Below are 15,440 nucleotides of genomic sequence, written 5' to 3' on the forward strand. Positions count from 1 at the left end.
GTGTTTATCAGGCACGACGACGGATCTCCTGGATGATCATGGCGACGAGGTAGATGCCTCCCACCGAGACGGTGACCACGCCGACGGGCAGCGTCACGGGCAGAACGTGCTGGGCGATCACATCGGACGCCAACAGCAACAGTGCCCCCACGAGCGCCGATACCGTCAGCGACAGATACGGAGTCGCGGACAGTCGTCGTGCGATCTGCGGGGCCGCGAGGGCGATGAAGGCGACCGGCCCGATGACCGCGGTCGCCGCGGACACGAGTGTGACGGCGCTGAGCAGTACCACTGTGCGAACGAGAGCGGGGCGGGCACCGGTGGCCGCGGCGACGTCGTCACCGAGGTCGAGCTGCCGCAGCCGCGGCGTCAGGACCGCCAGCACCATCACCGGGACGATCGCCACGCCTACGGCACCGATCAAAGGCGTTGCGGTGACACCGTTCAGGCTACCCGCGCCCCAGGCGGAGGCGAACATCGCGGTGTCCAGCTCGACCTCGAGGAGCATCCACGTGTTGAGCGACGCCAGCATCGCCGCCACCCCGATGCCGGTGACGATGAGGCGGAAACCCTGCAATCCGCCCTTGTAGGCGAGCATCCAGATGACTGCGGCGGTCACCACACCACCGACGACCGCTCCGGCTGCGATCTGCGACCAGCTCGCCGAGAACACCACAACGGTGACGAGCATGCCGGTGAACGCCCCGTTGGACAGACCCAGGATGTCCGGACTGGCCAGCGGGTTCCGGGTCACCGTCTGGAAGATCGCACCGGCCACCGCCAGTAGTGCGCCGAGAATGATCGCGGCAAGGGTGCGTGCCAGTCGCCATTCGAAGACCACGGTGCGATCGAGCGCGTCGCCCCCGCCCAGCAGGGTCTCGACGACGGCAAGTGGCGACAACGGATAGGTTCCCAGCCCGAGTGCCACGACACCGAGGACGACGACGGCGAGACCGAGGCCGACACCCACGGCCACGCTGCGCGCCCGCACCGGCACCGCGTACGGACCGACGCCGATCACCCGCCGTCGGTAACCGACGTCGATCAACCCGGTGCCGGTCATGACAGCGTGCTCGCTTTCTGCCGCCGAACCAACAGGATCAGTACCGGCGCCCCGACGAACGCCGTGACGATGCCGACCGGAATCTCCGCCGGCGAGATGAGGATTCGCCCCAGCACGTCGGAGAGGAGGACGAGCACCGGCGCCAGGACTACCGACGCCGCCAGGATCCTGCGCTGGTCCACCCCGAACAACCACCGCGCCACATGCGGAACCATCAGTCCCACAAAGGCGATCGGCCCGGCGAGCGCGGTAGCGGTGCCTGCCAGAACCGTCACCGACGCGATGACGCCGATGCGGAGGGCGCGCACGTTCGCCCCCTGCGCCCGCGCGACATCCTCGCCCAGCGCGAGCGCATTCAACCCGGCGGCCAGCACGAACGCCGCGAGCAAGGCGACCGCGACGAGCGGCACGGTCGGGGCCAGCACATCCAGCCCGCGACCGACCAGCGAGCCCGCATTCCACGAACGCATGTGCTCGAAGGCATCCGGATTGCTCAGCGTCATACCCGTGGTCATGCCGGAGAACACCGCGCCCAGCGCCACGCCGGCCAGGGTGAGGCGCACCGGGTCGGCCGAACCGCGGCCCGACGAACCGATGACATACACCCCGAGCGTGACCACCAGCGCCCCCAGAAGCGCCAGCCAGACCGAGGTGAGAATGCTCTGCAACCCGAAGAACGCCACTCCGACCGCAACCGCGAACGCAGCGCCCGCGTTGACTCCCAGGATGCCCGGGTCGGCGAGCGGATTACGGGTGAACGCCTGGATCAACGCGCCGGCGGCGCCAAGTGCCGCCCCCACCACCAGGCCGACGGCCGTACGCGGGATCCGCAGCTCCATGACCACGTACCGCGCCTCGGGCGAACCGCCACCCCGGAGAACCTCGAGCACCGCTGCCGGTGTGATCGAGTTCGACCCGATCATCAGCGACATCGCCACCGCGACAATGAGAAGCAGCGCCACACCCACCAGGCCGATCGGCGTCGGCAAGGCCCGCAGCATCCGTTCGGACGCCGCGTTCTCGCTGCCGGTGCCGGCGGGTGCGTCGATCAACGACGACATCAGGGTTTCTGGAGGAACCGCTCGATGTCGTCGAGAACAAGTGCGCCGCCCTTGAGCCCGACTCCCGAGATCCAATAGCTGGTGTCCACCAATGTCACCGACGGAAACGCAGCCCGGTTCTGGGTGATGGCAGCAGGGATCGTCGACGGGTCGTCGACATCTCTCGTCGTGATGAACACGTCGTCGGCCACCGCCTGCCGGATGTTCTCCGGCGAGATGTCCGCCTGCAGACCGTCTTCCCATTCGCGGTCGGGGATCGTGTACCCCACACACTGCAGGGTCCCGCCGGCGAAGCTGATCGGTCCGTACAGGCTCAGTGTCGTCTCGTCGCGCGGCCGGATCAGATTCGCTGTCTCGCCCTCGACGTCATAGGTGTCCTTGATCTGGGCGCACCGCTCGTTGAAGCCGTTCAGCATTTCTTGCGCTTTGTCCTTGCGGCCCAACGCCTGCCCGACCAGGAGGACGTTCTCCTGCCAGGGGTCCGCCTGCGACGCCATGAAGACCGTCGGCGCGATCGACTCGAGCTGGTCGTACAGCTTGGAATGACGAGACTCGGTACCCAGGATCAGGTCCGGCTTCAAGGCGGCGATCGATTCCAGATCGGGTTCCGGCACCGTTCCGACCGGCTCCACCCCATCGACGCCCAGATACTTCGGAATCCCCGCCACGTTGCTGGCCACCGCGGCGCCCACCGGCGTCACCCCGAGCGCGACCGCGGTATCCAGTTCCACCGGCTCGAGCACGACGACCCGCTGCGGATTCGTCGGAACGTCTGCCGTGCCGCGGGCATGCTCCACACTCTGTGTTCCGCCACCGGCAGCCGAGTCGTCCTCGCCGTCCGACTGAGACGAGCACCCCGCCAATCCCACGACGATCGCCGCCGCCAGCACCACTCCACGTCGAACCACGGACGCACGCATGCAACAAGCCCTTTCACGAATCGGCGCTGCCGAGAGCGGCACCGGTCAACCCCGACCCTGCCAGTTAGCGCATCCTAACCTAACGGATCGTGGCGGCAGTGAGGGGTCCGAGACGTGCCTCGAGCACGTGCCCCGGCGGCTCGAGTCCGCCAACTCACCCGCATGGGTGGGACATAATCGCGGACATGCAGAAGCCGGCTTGCCCGATCCGACGCCGGACCACACCCGAGGTCCGGGAGGCGCTGCTCGTCGCGGCCGTCGCCGAGCTCGACGAGGCCGGTCCGGAGAAGGCGAGCCTGCGCGCCATCGCTCGCCGCGTGGGAATCACCCATCAGTCGGTGGCCCACCACTTCGCCGATCGCCGTGCGCTGTTCACGGCGGTGGCCGTGCAGGGGTTCGACACCCTGCACGCCGAGCACACCCGTGCGCTCGAACAGCTGCCCGGCAATGCGCCGCTCGGAGAGGCGGTGGCCACTCTGGGCCAGGTCTACGTCCGGTTCGCGCGCGACCACCGCGCCGCGGTCGGCCTGATGATGGGTTCACGCCTGGTCGACAACAAAGCCCCGGAGCTGGTCGCGGCGCGGGCACGGGCGTGGGAACTCCACATGCGCACGGTCTCCGACGCCGCGGATGACGGCTGGGGCGGCGGAGTGCCCGGCAATCTCATCGCGATCGCGACCTTCGCGATGGCGCACGGGCTGGCCTCGCTGGAGACCGACTTCGCCACCGAGCTGCCCGACGGCACCGGGGTCGAGGACCTGCTGTCGTTGGTCAACGCCGCGATCATCACTCCCCCGCGTCACGATTCCTGATCCACGGCACCGTCGACCCTGGTCCGTCAGAACAGGTGGGCCCTGCGGCCCGCCGTGGCGCGGGCAGGGTGCGCAGGCCGATCGACCTGGCCGGTCGGGTAGGTGATCAACCTGGCCAACTCGGTTGCAACGTTGCGCGACTTAGTGTCGGGCGTCACATTTTCTTGGACCAGTGTTGCCCGGAGAACCGAGTGGCTGGCCCCTGAGTAAAGGGAGGCCATCATGGCCATCGACGATTCGGCGAGCGCGCACCACGCCGGGGGTGCGGACAGCCATTCGGAGTCTCCGGACTATCTGGCAAGACGCCAGCTCAAGGGCGGGACCGCGGGGTGGTTGCTGCTCGCCGGCCTGGGCGTGAGTTACGTGGTCTCCGGCGACTACTCGGGGTGGAATTTCGGACTGGCGCAGGGCGGTTTCGGCGGGCTCGCGATCGCCGCGGTGGTGATCGCGGCCATGTACCTGTGCCTCGTGCTGGGAATGGCAGAACTGTCCTCGGCCCTCCCCGCGGCCGGTGGCGGTTACACGTTCGCGCGCCGCGCCCTCGGTCCATGGGGCGGCTTCGCCACGGGCACAGCGATTTTGATCGAGTACTCGATCGCACCGGCCGCGATTGCCACGTTCATCGGCGCCTACGTCGAATCGTTGAACCTGTTCGGGATCACCGACGGTTGGTGGGTCTATCTGGCCGTCTATGCGATCTTCATCGGGATTCACCTGTCGGGCGCCGGTGAGGCATTGAAGGTGATGTTCGCGATCACCGCGATTGCGCTGATCGGCCTGGTGATCTTCGCGATCACCGCGATCGGGCACTTCGAGGTCGGCAATCTCACCGACATCGCACCGACCGACGCAGCCGGGGCGTCATCGTTCCTGCCGTTCGGTTACCTCGGCATCTGGGCGGCGATTCCGTTCGCGATCTGGTTCTTCCTGGCCATCGAGGGCGTGCCGCTCGCAGCCGAGGAGGCCGCCGATCCCGAACGCAACGTGCCGCGGGGCATCATCGCCGCGATCAGCGTTCTGCTCGTCACCTGCGTGACCGTGCTGTTCCTCACCACCGGCGCGGGTGGCGCAGGGCCGATGTCGGAGTCGGGCAATCCGCTCGTCGAGGCACTCGGGGATTCGTCGATGGCCAAGGTGGTCAACTACATCGGGCTGGCCGGACTGATCGCGAGCTTCTTCTCGATCATCTACGCATACTCGCGACAGTTGTTCGCGCTCTCGCGCGCAGGCTATCTGCCGCCCGTGTTGTCGGTGACCAACAAGCGCAAGGCGCCGACCCTGGCGCTGATCGTGCCCGGCATCATCGGTTTCCTGTTGTCGCTGACCGGGAAAGGTGACCTGCTGCTGAACATGGCCGTTTTCGGCGCGGCGTCGAGCTACGTGCTGATGATGGTCAGTCACATCATCCTGCGGCGGCGGGAACCCGACATGAATCGCCCCTACCGCACCCCCGGTGGCGTCGTCACCACCGGCTTCGCCCTCGTCGTCGCACTGATCGCCGTCATCGCGACGTTCCTGGTCGACGTGGTCGCAGCGTTGTGCTGCCTCGGTGTGTTCGCCTTGTTCATGCTGTACTTCGCGCTGTACAGCCGCCATCACCTGGTGGCCAACTCTCCTGACGAGGAGTTCGCCGCCCTCGCCGAAGCCGAGGAGGATCTCCGATGAGCTACACCCAGACCATCTCGGGCACGACATACACATTCGACGGGCTGGTCGACCTGATGGCCAAGGCCACCCCCCGTCGCTCCGGCGACGAACTCGCCGGGTGCGCCGCCGAGTCCGATGCCGAACGTGCAGCTGCGGCATGGCAACTCGCCGACCTCCCGCTGACGACCTTCCTCGAGAATCCCGTCGTTCCCTACGAGACAGACGAAGTCACCAGACTGATCATCGACACCCACGACCGCCGCGCGTTCCAGGCGGTCGCACACCTCACCGTCGGCGGCCTTCGAGACTGGTTCCTGGAAACCGCGGTCCGGAAGGACAGCGCCGCCCGAATCGCCGCGGTCGCACCGGGACTGACACCAGAGATGGTTGCCGCGGTGTCGAAGATCATGCGCAACCAGGACTTGATCCTGGCCGCGTCGGCAGCAACGGTCTCCGCAGCATTCCGCACGACCGTCGGACTGCCCGGACGCATCTCCACCCGCCTACAGCCCAACCACCCCACTGACGATCCCCGCGGCATCGCCGCAGCAACCCTGGACGGACTGCTGATGGGGTGCGGGGACGCGGTCATCGGGATCAACCCGGCAACCGACTCACCTCACGCCACCTCCGACCTGCTGCACCTGCTCGACGACATACGGCAACGCTTCGGAATTCCGATGCAGTCCTGCGTCCTGTCCCACGTCACCACCACGATCGAGATGATCGACCAAGGCGTGCCGGTCGACCTCGTGTTCCAGTCCATCGCCGGAACCGAGAAGGCCAACAGCAGCTTCGGGATCGACATCTCGATCCTGCGCGAAGCCAACGAGGCCGCACGGTCGCTGCATCGCGGCACGGTCGGCGACAACCTCATGTATCTCGAAACCGGGCAGGGGTCGGCGCTCTCCGCGAACGCTCACCTGGGGACCGGCGGCAAACCCGTCGATCAGCAGACCCTGGAGGCGCGCGCCTACGCAGTGGCCCGCATCCTCGAACCCCTGCTCGTCAACACGGTCGTCGGATTCATCGGGCCCGAATACCTCTACGACGGAAAGCAGATCATCCGGGCCGGCCTCGAGGACCACTTCTGCGGCAAGATCCTCGGCCTCCCCATGGGCGTGGACGTCTGCTACACCAATCACGCCGAAGCAGACCAGGACGACATGGACACTCTGCTGACCCTGCTCGGCGTTGCCGGGGCGGCCTTCGTCATCGCGGTCCCGGGCGCCGACGATGTCATGCTCGGCTACCAGAGCCTGTCGTTCCACGACGCGCTGTATGTTCGCCGCGCACTGGGCCTTCGCCCTGCCCCGGAGTTCGAGACCTGGCTCGCCGGGCTCGGCATGGTCGACCCCGACGGACGCATCCTGCCCGTCGATCTGGACACCTCACCCCTGCGATCACTGACCGTGGCCCGATGAACGCCTCCTCCCGGCCGGCGCAGGACCCCTGGGCCGAGTTGCGACAGACCACACAGGCGCGCATCGGACTCGGCCGGGCGGGGAACTCGCTCCCGTCGCGGCGGGTGCTCGAGTTCAAGGCCGCCCACTCCGCCGCCCGCGATGCCGTTCACGAACCACTCGACGTCGCCGCCCTCACCGAGCAGATCAGCGACGTCGACATCGAGCCGGCGTTGCACGTCTCCAGCAGAGCCGGGTCCCGCGGTGAGTATCTACGACGACCCGACCTCGGACGGCAGCCCGACGACCTCTCACATCTGCCCGAGACCGGCTCGGACGTCGGGATCGTGCTCGCCGACGGCCTGTCGCCGCGCGCGCTCGTCGACCACGGACGCGGACTGCTCGCGGCGCTCATCGACGAGTTGGGCTCGCGGTTCTCGATCGCACCCCCGGTGATCGCCACCCAGGCCCGGGTCGCCCTGGGTGATCACATCGGCGAAGCCCTCGGCGCGCAGACGATCATCGTGATCATCGGCGAACGTCCCGGTCTGTCGGTCGCGGACAGCCTGGGGATCTACCTCACCCACCTCCCCCGACCGGGGCGCAGCGATGCCGACCGGAACTGCATCTCCAACATCCATCCGCCCGACGGTCTCGACTACACGACCGCGGCCGCCATCACCGCATCCCTCGTCGACGGCGCCCGCAAACTCGGACGATCGGGAGTCGCACTGAAGGACACCTCACGCGCCCAACTCGCCGAAGGCGGTGCGGGCGTTCTCGAGCACGCCGATGAGACCGTGGACAACGTCGAGTAGACGGTCTCGTCGCGCCGTCAGAGCATGTGCACCTTGCGGTAGATGCGCGCCGCGGGCCGGGTGAGCAGGCCGACGTCGTCGAGAAAACCCATCAGGTGCGCGCAGCCCGAGCGGACCATCGATTGGAAGTGGTGGTTGCGGCGCATCTCCCCCACGGCGCGACGGTGGTCCAAGCCGGCGTCGGCGTAGGCCTTGGGACGGACGAGACTGACCAGGATGTACGACACTGCCATCGCGGTGATCACCGAACTGAACTGTCGTCGAAACCAATTGGCGTCCTGCATCGACTGGCGGACCTCTTCGCGAGCAAATCGCATGTGCCGGGATTCTTCCAGGACGTGGATCTCGTTGACGGTCCGCACGAGCGGCAGCACCCGGTCGTCGCGCATGCACCCGCGCTGCAGCACGTCCAGGACCTCCTCCGCGGCAAGGATTCCGGCGTAGGCGACTTCGCTGCCGGCAACCCGCATGAACAGCTTGCCGAAGCGACCCAGGCGCGGGTGCGGCGTATAGCTGGTCCCGGTCAGCTTGTACGACGTCTTGGCGAACATCAGCGAGTGCCGGCACTCGTCGGCGACCTCGGTCAGCGCGAACTGGAACTCCGGCCGGTGATAGTCCCCGAGGTACTGGTCGCGGATCACCATCTCCTGCAGCATCATCTCGAACCAGATGCCGATGCTCATGATCGAGGCTGTCTCGTGCCGGGTGAGGGCGATCCGCTGCTGCTCGGTCATCTCGTCCCAGTACGCGGTGCCGTACAGCGTCGACCATTCCGGGCTGCAGCCGTACTTGCCCGGGTCGAGCGGCGCCTCCCAGTCGATCTCCGTCAGCGCATTGCGCGACAACCGCGCGGCCGACGCCAGGAGTCGCTGCGACACCTCGTCGATCCCGTCGTCGGAACGGGTCACATCACTGAGCGCTTCCATGCCGGACTCCTCGTCGTACGCGGGACTGCGTCTGTGATGCATGCCACCACGGATCGTGCCATCAGTCAATGGTTCGTTTCCTGATGGCACCGACGACCCTCGTGTCCACCGGTGCGCCTCCCGGACCCGGCCCCGGCATGACGGTCGGTGAGCACCTCGCCCAGGTACCCTCTCTAGCGATGTCTACTGAAGAGTTGCTGCCGATCACGACCCGCAAGCTCGTGGGCTGGTCTCGCACCACCCCGATCGAGGGTCATGTCCTGTCCACGCCGTACCCCGAGGTCATCGCCGAGGCCGTGGCCCGCGTGGCCGACGACAACGCGGACAAGCCGGATTACCTCAAGCGCGGCGTCATCGCCCGCGGACTCGGTCGCTCCTACAACGAGTCGGGCCAGAACAGCGGCGGCCTCACTATCGACATGACGCCACTGACCAGGATCTATGCCATCGACGACGAATCGGCCACCGTCGATGTCGATGCCGGTGTCTCCCTGGACGCGCTCATGCAGGCAGCGCTCCCGCACGGCCTGTGGGTGCCGGTTCTTCCGGGCACCCGCCAGGTGACGGTGGGCGGCGCGATCGCGCACGACATCCACGGCAAGAACCACCACAGCCAGGGCAGCTTCGGCAATCATGTCGTCGAGATGCAACTCCTCGTCGCCGACGGACGGGTCCTGACCCTGACCCCGGGCGGCTCGGCCGACGATCCCACCGGCGAACTCTTCTGGGCGACCATCGGCGGCATCGGACTGACCGGGATCGTGTTGCGCGCGACGATCCAGATGAAGCGCACCGAGAGCGCGTACTTCATCGCCGACACCGCTCGTACCGGCTCGCTGCAGGAAACCATCGACCTGCACCTCGAGGACGGCTTCGAGAACGGGTACGAGTACGCCTCGGGCTGGTTCGACACCATCAGCGCACCGCCCAAGCTGGGCCGCGGCACCTTCTCGCGGGGCAACCTCGCCCGCGTCGACGAAATGCCGGAGAAGTACCGGGACAACCCGCTGTCGTTCAACAACAAGCCGCTGGTCCGGTTCCCCGACATCTTCCCGCGCGGGCTCGCCAACAAGCTCAGCTTCTCCGCGGTCGGCGAGGCCTACTACCGGATCGGACCGCCGAGCGAGGGCAAGGTCAAAAATCTCGCGCAGTTCTATCACATGCTCGACGTGTTCGGTGACTGGAACAACGCGTACGGACGCGGTGGCGGCTTCTGCCAGTACCAGTTCATCGTGCCGACCGGCAACGAGGGCGAGTTCACCGCACTCATCGAGGACATCCAGGCGTCGGGCCACGTCAGCTTCCTCAACGTCATCAAGCTCTTCGGCGAGGGCAACCGGGCGCCCCTGAGCTTCCCGTTCAAGGGCTGGAACGTCTGCCTCGACTTCCCCGTCAAGGCCGGTCTCGCCGAGTTCCTCAACGAGCTCGACCGCCGCGTCATGTCGATGGGCGGCCGCCTCTACACCGCCAAGGACTCGCGCACCTCGGCCGAGAACTTTCACGCCATGTACCCGGAGATCGACAAGTGGATCGCCACGCGTCGTCGGATCGACCCCAACCGGGTGTTCATGTCGGACATGGGCCGGCGACTCGAACTCGCCTGACTCCCAGCCTTTCCGACGCACCCCACCGACCTGCACGTCATCGAAAGCGAGTACACATGTTGAACGCCGTGGGCGCCCCGCAGTCCATCCTGGTCCTGGGCGGCAGCTCCGAGATCGGGCTCGCCATCACCGCCGAGTACCTGACCAAGGGCCCGGCGCGGGTCATCCTCGCCACCCTGCCGGGTGATCCCACCGCCGCCGCGGCCGTGGCGAAGGCCAAGAACGCCGGCGCCACCGAGGTCACCCAGATCGACTTCGACGCCCGCGCCACCGACACCCACCGGGCCGTCATCGACAAGGCATTCGCCGACGGCGACGTCGACGTCGCGATCGTCGCCTTCGGCATCCAGGGCGACGACGAACAGGCCTGGCAGGATCACGGCCTCGCCGTCGCCGAAGCCGAGATCAATTACACCGCAGCGGTGTCCGTCGGCGTGCTGCTCGGTGAGAAGTTCAAGGCCCAGGGACACGGCCAGATCATCGCCATGAGTTCGGTCGCCGGCGAGCGCGTCCGTCGCAGCAACTTCGTCTACGGGTCCACCAAGGCCGGCCTCGACGGGTTCTACCTCGGACTCGGAGAGGCGCTGCGCCCCTTCGGTGCTCGCGTCCTCGTCATCCGTCCCGGCCAGGTGCGGACCCGGTTGTCGGCGCATGTCAAGGAAGCGCCGCTCACGGTCGACAAGGAAGATGTGGGGCGCCTCGCCGTGGCCGCGGCCACCAAGGGCAAGGAGATCGTCTGGGTGCCGGGACCGTTCCGCTACATCATGATGGTGCTGCGCCACATCCCGCGGCCGATCTTCCGCAAGCTGCCGATCTGATCGCTGAATCGCCGAGTCTGAGTGGACGTGATGAACCGACCTGACCCTTCGAGACGTCCCTCCGCAAGCTCCGGGACTCCTCAGGGAGCGGGGGGAGACTCGCCGCCCGCAAGCTCCGGGACTCCTCAGGGAGCGGGGGGAGACTCGCCGCCCGCAAGCTCCGGGACTCCTCAGGGAGCGGGGGGAGACTCGCCGCCCGCACCACAGGGAGCGGGGGAAACCTCGCCGGCCGACCGTCGAAGTCCAACGGGCTACGGGCGGACGGCACTGTCACTGCTGATCGCCGTGGTGGTCGGCGGGGCGGTGTCGATGGCGGGACTGACGGCCATCGGAACCGTCGACTGGCCGGCGTTCAACTCCTCCAACGTGACCCGGTCGCTGACGACCGCCGGGCAGGTGCTCGCCATCGCCATCCTGGTGGTGGCCGCACTGCTCTACCGGTACGGCAAGGGACGCCTGCTGGTGCCGGCGCTGTCCGCGGCCGCGATGTCGGGGTTCGTCACCGTCACCATCGGAATGCCGCTGGGCGCAACACGTCTCTACCTGTTCGGATTGTCGGTCGATCAGGAGTTCCGCACCGAGTACCTCACCCGGATGACGTCGAGCCCGCACCTCGCGGACATGACCTACACCGACCTGGCGCCCTATTACCCGGCCGGCTGGTTCTGGTGGGGCGGCCGCTTCGCCAACCTGCTCGGCCAGCCCGGCTGGGAGGCCTACAAGACGTGGGCGATCGTGTCGATGTCGGTCGCGGCAGCCGTGGGCGTCATCCTGTTCATCCGCATGTTCGGCGCGGATCGCGGTGTCGCGCTCGGTCTCGCGGTCACGACCGTCACTCTCCTGTATGCCTCGCCGGAACCGTACGCCGCAATTCTGGTGCTGATCGGCGTGCCGATGCTGATCACCCTGACCTACGCGCTGCGCGGGCGAACGCGAGCCGCCGACGGACCGGTGGGCCCGCTGTTCGGCGCGACGAGCTGGCCTGCCGTGGCGGCGTCCGGTGTGTTCCTGGGTATCTCGGCCGCGACCTACACGCTCTACACCGGTTTGTTCGCCCTCACCGCCGTCCTCTTGGTCGGCTACTTCGCTGTGCAGGGATGGCTGGGCGCGTCGAACAAGGCCACTCCATCGGCGACCGTCACGAGCCGACGACGCGGCGTGGTGCTCGCGGTGGTCGGTCGCCTGGTCGCCGTCGGGGTCATCTCCGGACTGATCGCACTGCTGGTCTGGGCGCCCTACCTCTGGGCGCGCCTGACCAATACCCCCGCCAGCGGGGGGACCGCCGAACACTATCTGCCCGAGCGCGGTTCGGTGTTGCCGCTCCCGATGTTCGGCCTGGATCTCGTCGGCGCCATCACGATGATCGGCCTCCTGTGGATCCTGTTGCGCTTCCGCACACGCACCGTCGCCCTGGCGATGGGCGTCACGGTCGTCACGGTCTACCTCTTCTGTCTGCTGTCGATGCTGATGACCGCACTGGGCACCACCCTGCTCTCGTTCCGCCTCGAGCCCATCTTGGTCGCCACCCTGAGCGCGGCCGGGGTCTTCGGCGTCGTCGATCTCACGCACTGGGCAGTGCGCCGGTTCGGCGACGTGCGCGTCGTCGTGGGGGCACTCGCCGTTCTCTCGGCCATCGCGATGGCACAGAGCATCCCGGGCCATCTGGGGACCGAGATCACCACCGCCTACACCGACACCGACGGCTACGGCGAACGCGCCGATGCCCGCCCGGCCGGCGCCGAATCGTATTTCGCGGAGCTGGACACACTGATCCGTGAGCAGACCGGCAAGCCGCGCACCGACAACGTCGTTCTCACCGCCGATTTCGGGTTCCTGTCGATCTACCCCTACTGGGGTTTCCAGGGACTCACCTCCCACTACGCGAATCCGCTCGCCGAATTCGACAAGCGCGCAGCGGCGATCGCGCGATGGGCGGAGAGTGAGAACGCCGACCAGCTCGTCGACGCCCTCGACCGCTCGCCGTGGACTCCGCCGAATGTCTTCCTGTTCCGGTACAGCGCAGACGGTTACACACTCCGTCTCGCCGAGGACGTCTATCCCAACGACCCGAACGTGAAGCGCTACACGGTCACCTTCGACCCCACGGTCTTCGACGACCCGCGCTTCGACGTCACCGAGCGCGGCCCGTTCGTCCTCGTCGTCCGGAAGTGATCACGATGCGGCGCCCGTTCGGCACCTCGCGGCCGATGACGATCACCCGGGTCGACGGCGATTCCTCGACGACGCACTTCGTCTCCACCGACGTCGTGAACTGGATCCTCCTGGAGGAGGACGGTGAACTGACGCTGATCGACGGCGGTTACCCGGGGCAGGCCGGTCAGGTCGTCGAATCCATCGAGCGGATCGGCCGCTCGCCCGAGGATGTGCGCGGCGCGCTGCTCACCCACGCCCACGTGGATCACCTCGGCGGCCTCGTGAAGCTGCAGGCGCAGTACGGGTTCGACGTCTACATGGATGCGGTCGAGGTGGATCACGCGCTGCGCCACCACCTTCAGCAGGCCAATGCACTCGACCTCGCCCCGCAGGTCGCGAATCCGCGACTATGGGCATGGCTCGCCAAGACCACTCCGCTCGGTGTCCTCAGCCGCGCGGGCCTGGCACGGGCGTCGGGTTTCCCCGTCGACGCCGCCGTCGACGAGCGGCAACCGCTCGATCTCCCGGGTGCGCCCGTCCCCGTCGCGAGTCCCGGCCACACCGACGGCCACAGCGCCTACCTCGTCGCCGACGGCCGCGCCCTGGTATCCGGCGACGCGCTCGTGAGCGGACACGAGATCTCGACGATCACCGGCCCACAGTGCATCCCGTCGCTCTTCCAGCACGACGAACCCACGGCTCGACGCAGCGTCGAACGATTCACCGAGCTCGAGGCCGACATACTGCTTCCCGGCCACGGACCGATCCATCGCGGCGGAGTCGCCACGGCCGCACGTGAGGCGCTGTCGCGCTGAGCAGAACGACGAACCGAGGTCTCGGGCGGAGTGGCATCGAACCACCTGCCTCTCACAACCCGGACAAGGGCGGCGGTATCACCACTGCCCGCCCGGGCACACTCCCGGTCCGAAGCAACCGATAGGCCTCCACAGCCCGGCTCAGGTCGTATCGTGTCACCTCCGACCGGATCTCGCCGCGCCGTGCGAGGTCCGTGACTTCTTTCAGCGCCGATGCCGGGCCCCAGAACGGTGCCGACACCGACCAACCCGGACTCGAGGCTCGTCCCTTGCCAACGGTCAGGTCGCCGCCTGCGCCACCGACCACCGACAGCCGCCCTCCGGGTGCGAGAAGCGAGCGGGCTTGGGACATGGTCGTCGACGTGCCCACGAAATCGAAGATCAGATCTGCGCTGCCCACCGGCGCAAGGGCCTCGGCGAGCGAATGCCCCACGCGGCCGGCTCCGAGCCGGGTCGCCAATCGGAGCGAGTCCTCACGCGTGTCGACAGCCACGACTGTCCCGGTGCCCAGCGAGCGAAGGATCTGAATCGCCAGGTGCCCGAGCCCGCCGACACCGACCACGACCGCAATCGTGTGCGGATCGATGAGCTCGCGATGTTCGTCGATCGCGTGGTACGCAGTCAAGCCGGCATCGGCCAGGGGTGCACAATCCGCGGCAGACAGGCCGTCCGCCCGGATCAGGTGCCGGGCCGATGGCACGAGGATCGCTTGCGCCAGGCCGCCGTGATACCCGAGCCCCGCACCCAGTGGCGCGTGGCGTCCACAGGCGTCGCGACCCAATCCGACACAGTAGTTCTCGCGACCTCGCGCGCAGTTCCGACAGACTCCGCAACCCCAGACCCCGTGCACGACGACCCGTTCACCCACCAGGCTGCGGTCGGCGTCGCTCCCGGTCCTCACCACAGTCCCGGCAACCTCGTGACCGAGTGTCATCGGCAGCTCATAGCCGAACACATCCGGGGCCGCGTCCATCACGCTCAGGTCCGACCGGCACAAACCGGCTGCTCCGACCGAAACCAGGATCTCCTCACCCGTCGGCATGGGGATGGGGACCCGACGCAGTTCTGGCTCGGCACCCCACCTGGTCAACTGAACGGCAAGCATGGACTTCGGTTTCATTGCACCCCTCGAGTGGGACCGTGGCCGGGCCAGAGGTCGGTCAAGCACACCGTCCTGCGCCTCCGCTTGGCAACTCCGAATACATCGAACCGTACACGTCCAGACGCCTTGCCCAGCCCTGGCAGCAAAAAGAATTACGAGCTGAAGTGCGCAGTTCGCTTGACCAACTAAAACACGGATGTTTATCGTGTGTGAGCGGCACCACTCGCTGGGGGGCCTGTGATTCACATCGAAGACAGATTGGAGTTCGCGGTGACGAGAGTCTTCACGATCCCTTAC

13 protein-coding genes are annotated in these 15,440 nt (G+C 67.3%); 8 read left to right on the forward strand and 5 right to left on the reverse strand.

The window, feature by feature from the left end; all coding sequences use genetic code 11:
* Positions 1-7 precede the first annotated feature (7 nt).
* From MHN80_RS13140 to MHN80_RS13150, 3 genes are read right to left on the reverse strand one after another with little or no spacing between them, the layout of a single operon-like run.
* Entirely contained in the window at positions 8-1,063 is a 1,056-nt protein-coding gene (locus MHN80_RS13140) for an iron chelate uptake ABC transporter family permease subunit (RefSeq protein ID WP_239402132.1), read from the reverse strand.
* Positions 1,060-2,124 carry an iron chelate uptake ABC transporter family permease subunit gene (locus tag MHN80_RS13145; protein ID WP_239402134.1) on the reverse strand — a complete coding sequence of 355 codons (1,065 nt, stop codon included), beginning with the start codon at positions 2,122-2,124 and terminating at the stop codon, positions 1,060-1,062. Before MHN80_RS13145 ends, MHN80_RS13140 begins: the two co-directional genes overlap by 4 nt.
* On the reverse strand, positions 2,124-3,044 hold the full coding sequence (locus tag MHN80_RS13150; RefSeq protein WP_239402136.1) for an ABC transporter substrate-binding protein: 921 nt from the start codon (positions 3,042-3,044) through the stop codon (positions 2,124-2,126). Before MHN80_RS13150 ends, MHN80_RS13145 begins: the two co-directional genes overlap by 1 nt.
* Before the next feature lie 185 nt (positions 3,045-3,229).
* Between MHN80_RS13150 and MHN80_RS13155 the strand changes: the two genes are divergently transcribed.
* The 4 genes from MHN80_RS13155 (at position 3,230) to eutC (ending at position 7,724) form a co-directional block, all read left to right on the forward strand.
* A complete protein-coding gene (locus MHN80_RS13155; RefSeq protein ID WP_239402137.1) occupies positions 3,230-3,856 on the forward strand; it encodes a TetR/AcrR family transcriptional regulator in 627 nt (208 codons plus the stop codon).
* 222 nt (positions 3,857-4,078) lie between these two features.
* Positions 4,079-5,521: an ethanolamine permease gene (gene eat / locus MHN80_RS13160; protein ID WP_004021838.1), complete on the forward strand. Its 1,443-nt coding sequence runs from the start codon at positions 4,079-4,081 to the stop codon at positions 5,519-5,521.
* Complete coding sequence (locus tag MHN80_RS13165) at positions 5,518-6,927, forward strand: ethanolamine ammonia-lyase subunit EutB (RefSeq protein ID WP_101820638.1); 1,410 nt, start codon at positions 5,518-5,520, stop codon at positions 6,925-6,927. The genes eat and MHN80_RS13165 overlap by 4 nt, the downstream gene beginning before the upstream one ends.
* A complete protein-coding gene (eutC, locus tag MHN80_RS13170) occupies positions 6,924-7,724 on the forward strand; it encodes an ethanolamine ammonia-lyase subunit EutC (protein ID WP_101820637.1) in 801 nt (266 codons plus the stop codon). Before MHN80_RS13165 ends, eutC begins: the two co-directional genes overlap by 4 nt.
* A gap of 17 nt (positions 7,725-7,741) precedes the next feature.
* Here the strand turns inward: eutC and MHN80_RS13175 are convergent, their stop codons facing one another.
* Positions 7,742-8,650, reverse strand: coding sequence for a diiron oxygenase (locus tag MHN80_RS13175; protein ID WP_239402139.1), 909 nt, complete (start codon positions 8,648-8,650; stop codon positions 7,742-7,744).
* A gap of 179 nt (positions 8,651-8,829) precedes the next feature.
* Here MHN80_RS13175 and MHN80_RS13180 point away from each other — a divergent pair, with 179 nt between their 5' ends.
* The 4 genes from MHN80_RS13180 (at position 8,830) to MHN80_RS13195 (ending at position 14,041) form a co-directional block, all read left to right on the forward strand.
* Entirely contained in the window at positions 8,830-10,254 is a 1,425-nt protein-coding gene (locus MHN80_RS13180; RefSeq protein WP_239402141.1) for an FAD-binding oxidoreductase, read from the forward strand.
* A 56-nt stretch (positions 10,255-10,310) separates the two neighbouring features.
* The gene (locus MHN80_RS13185; RefSeq protein WP_004021843.1) at positions 10,311-11,072 is read left to right on the forward strand and encodes a decaprenylphospho-beta-D-erythro-pentofuranosid-2-ulose 2-reductase; all 762 of its coding nucleotides are present in this window, start codon (positions 10,311-10,313) and stop codon (positions 11,070-11,072) included.
* Positions 11,073-11,339: 267 nt separating this feature from the next.
* Positions 11,340-13,244 carry a galactan 5-O-arabinofuranosyltransferase gene (locus MHN80_RS13190; RefSeq protein ID WP_275447713.1) on the forward strand — a complete coding sequence of 635 codons (1,905 nt, stop codon included), beginning with the start codon at positions 11,340-11,342 and terminating at the stop codon, positions 13,242-13,244.
* 5 nt (positions 13,245-13,249) lie between these two features.
* Complete coding sequence (locus MHN80_RS13195; RefSeq protein ID WP_239402145.1) at positions 13,250-14,041, forward strand: MBL fold metallo-hydrolase; 792 nt, start codon at positions 13,250-13,252, stop codon at positions 14,039-14,041.
* A 52-nt stretch (positions 14,042-14,093) separates the two neighbouring features.
* Here MHN80_RS13195 and MHN80_RS13200 read toward each other — a convergent pair whose 3' ends face one another.
* Positions 14,094-15,161, reverse strand: coding sequence for an alcohol dehydrogenase catalytic domain-containing protein (locus tag MHN80_RS13200; protein ID WP_239402147.1), 1,068 nt, complete (start codon positions 15,159-15,161; stop codon positions 14,094-14,096).
* Positions 15,162-15,440 lie beyond the last annotated feature (279 nt).

This window comes from Gordonia sp. McavH-238-E, assembly GCF_022348225.1.
Taxonomy (GTDB): domain Bacteria; phylum Actinomycetota; class Actinomycetes; order Mycobacteriales; family Mycobacteriaceae; genus Gordonia; species Gordonia terrae.

What these genes read in the sequence shown, in the direction of transcription:
- MHN80_RS13140 (WP_239402132.1), bottom strand. Translation starts at nt 1,063, where the DNA reads ATGACCGGCACCGGGTTGATCGACGTCGGTTACCGACGGCGGGTGATC.
- MHN80_RS13145 (WP_239402134.1), bottom strand. Translation starts at nt 2,124, where the DNA reads ATGTCGTCGTTGATCGACGCACCCGCCGGCACCGGCAGCGAGAACGCG.
- MHN80_RS13150 (WP_239402136.1), bottom strand. Translation starts at nt 3,044, where the DNA reads ATGCGTGCGTCCGTGGTTCGACGTGGAGTGGTGCTGGCGGCGGCGATC.
- MHN80_RS13155 (WP_239402137.1), top strand. Translation starts at nt 3,230, where the DNA reads ATGCAGAAGCCGGCTTGCCCGATCCGACGCCGGACCACACCCGAGGTC.
- eat (WP_004021838.1), top strand. Translation starts at nt 4,079, where the DNA reads ATGGCCATCGACGATTCGGCGAGCGCGCACCACGCCGGGGGTGCGGAC.
- MHN80_RS13165 (WP_101820638.1), top strand. Translation starts at nt 5,518, where the DNA reads ATGAGCTACACCCAGACCATCTCGGGCACGACATACACATTCGACGGG.
- eutC (WP_101820637.1), top strand. Translation starts at nt 6,924, where the DNA reads ATGAACGCCTCCTCCCGGCCGGCGCAGGACCCCTGGGCCGAGTTGCGA.
- MHN80_RS13175 (WP_239402139.1), bottom strand. Translation starts at nt 8,650, where the DNA reads ATGGAAGCGCTCAGTGATGTGACCCGTTCCGACGACGGGATCGACGAG.
- MHN80_RS13180 (WP_239402141.1), top strand. Translation starts at nt 8,830, where the DNA reads ATGTCTACTGAAGAGTTGCTGCCGATCACGACCCGCAAGCTCGTGGGC.
- MHN80_RS13185 (WP_004021843.1), top strand. Translation starts at nt 10,311, where the DNA reads ATGTTGAACGCCGTGGGCGCCCCGCAGTCCATCCTGGTCCTGGGCGGC.
- MHN80_RS13195 (WP_239402145.1), top strand. Translation starts at nt 13,250, where the DNA reads ATGCGGCGCCCGTTCGGCACCTCGCGGCCGATGACGATCACCCGGGTC.
- MHN80_RS13200 (WP_239402147.1), bottom strand. Translation starts at nt 15,161, where the DNA reads ATGAAACCGAAGTCCATGCTTGCCGTTCAGTTGACCAGGTGGGGTGCC.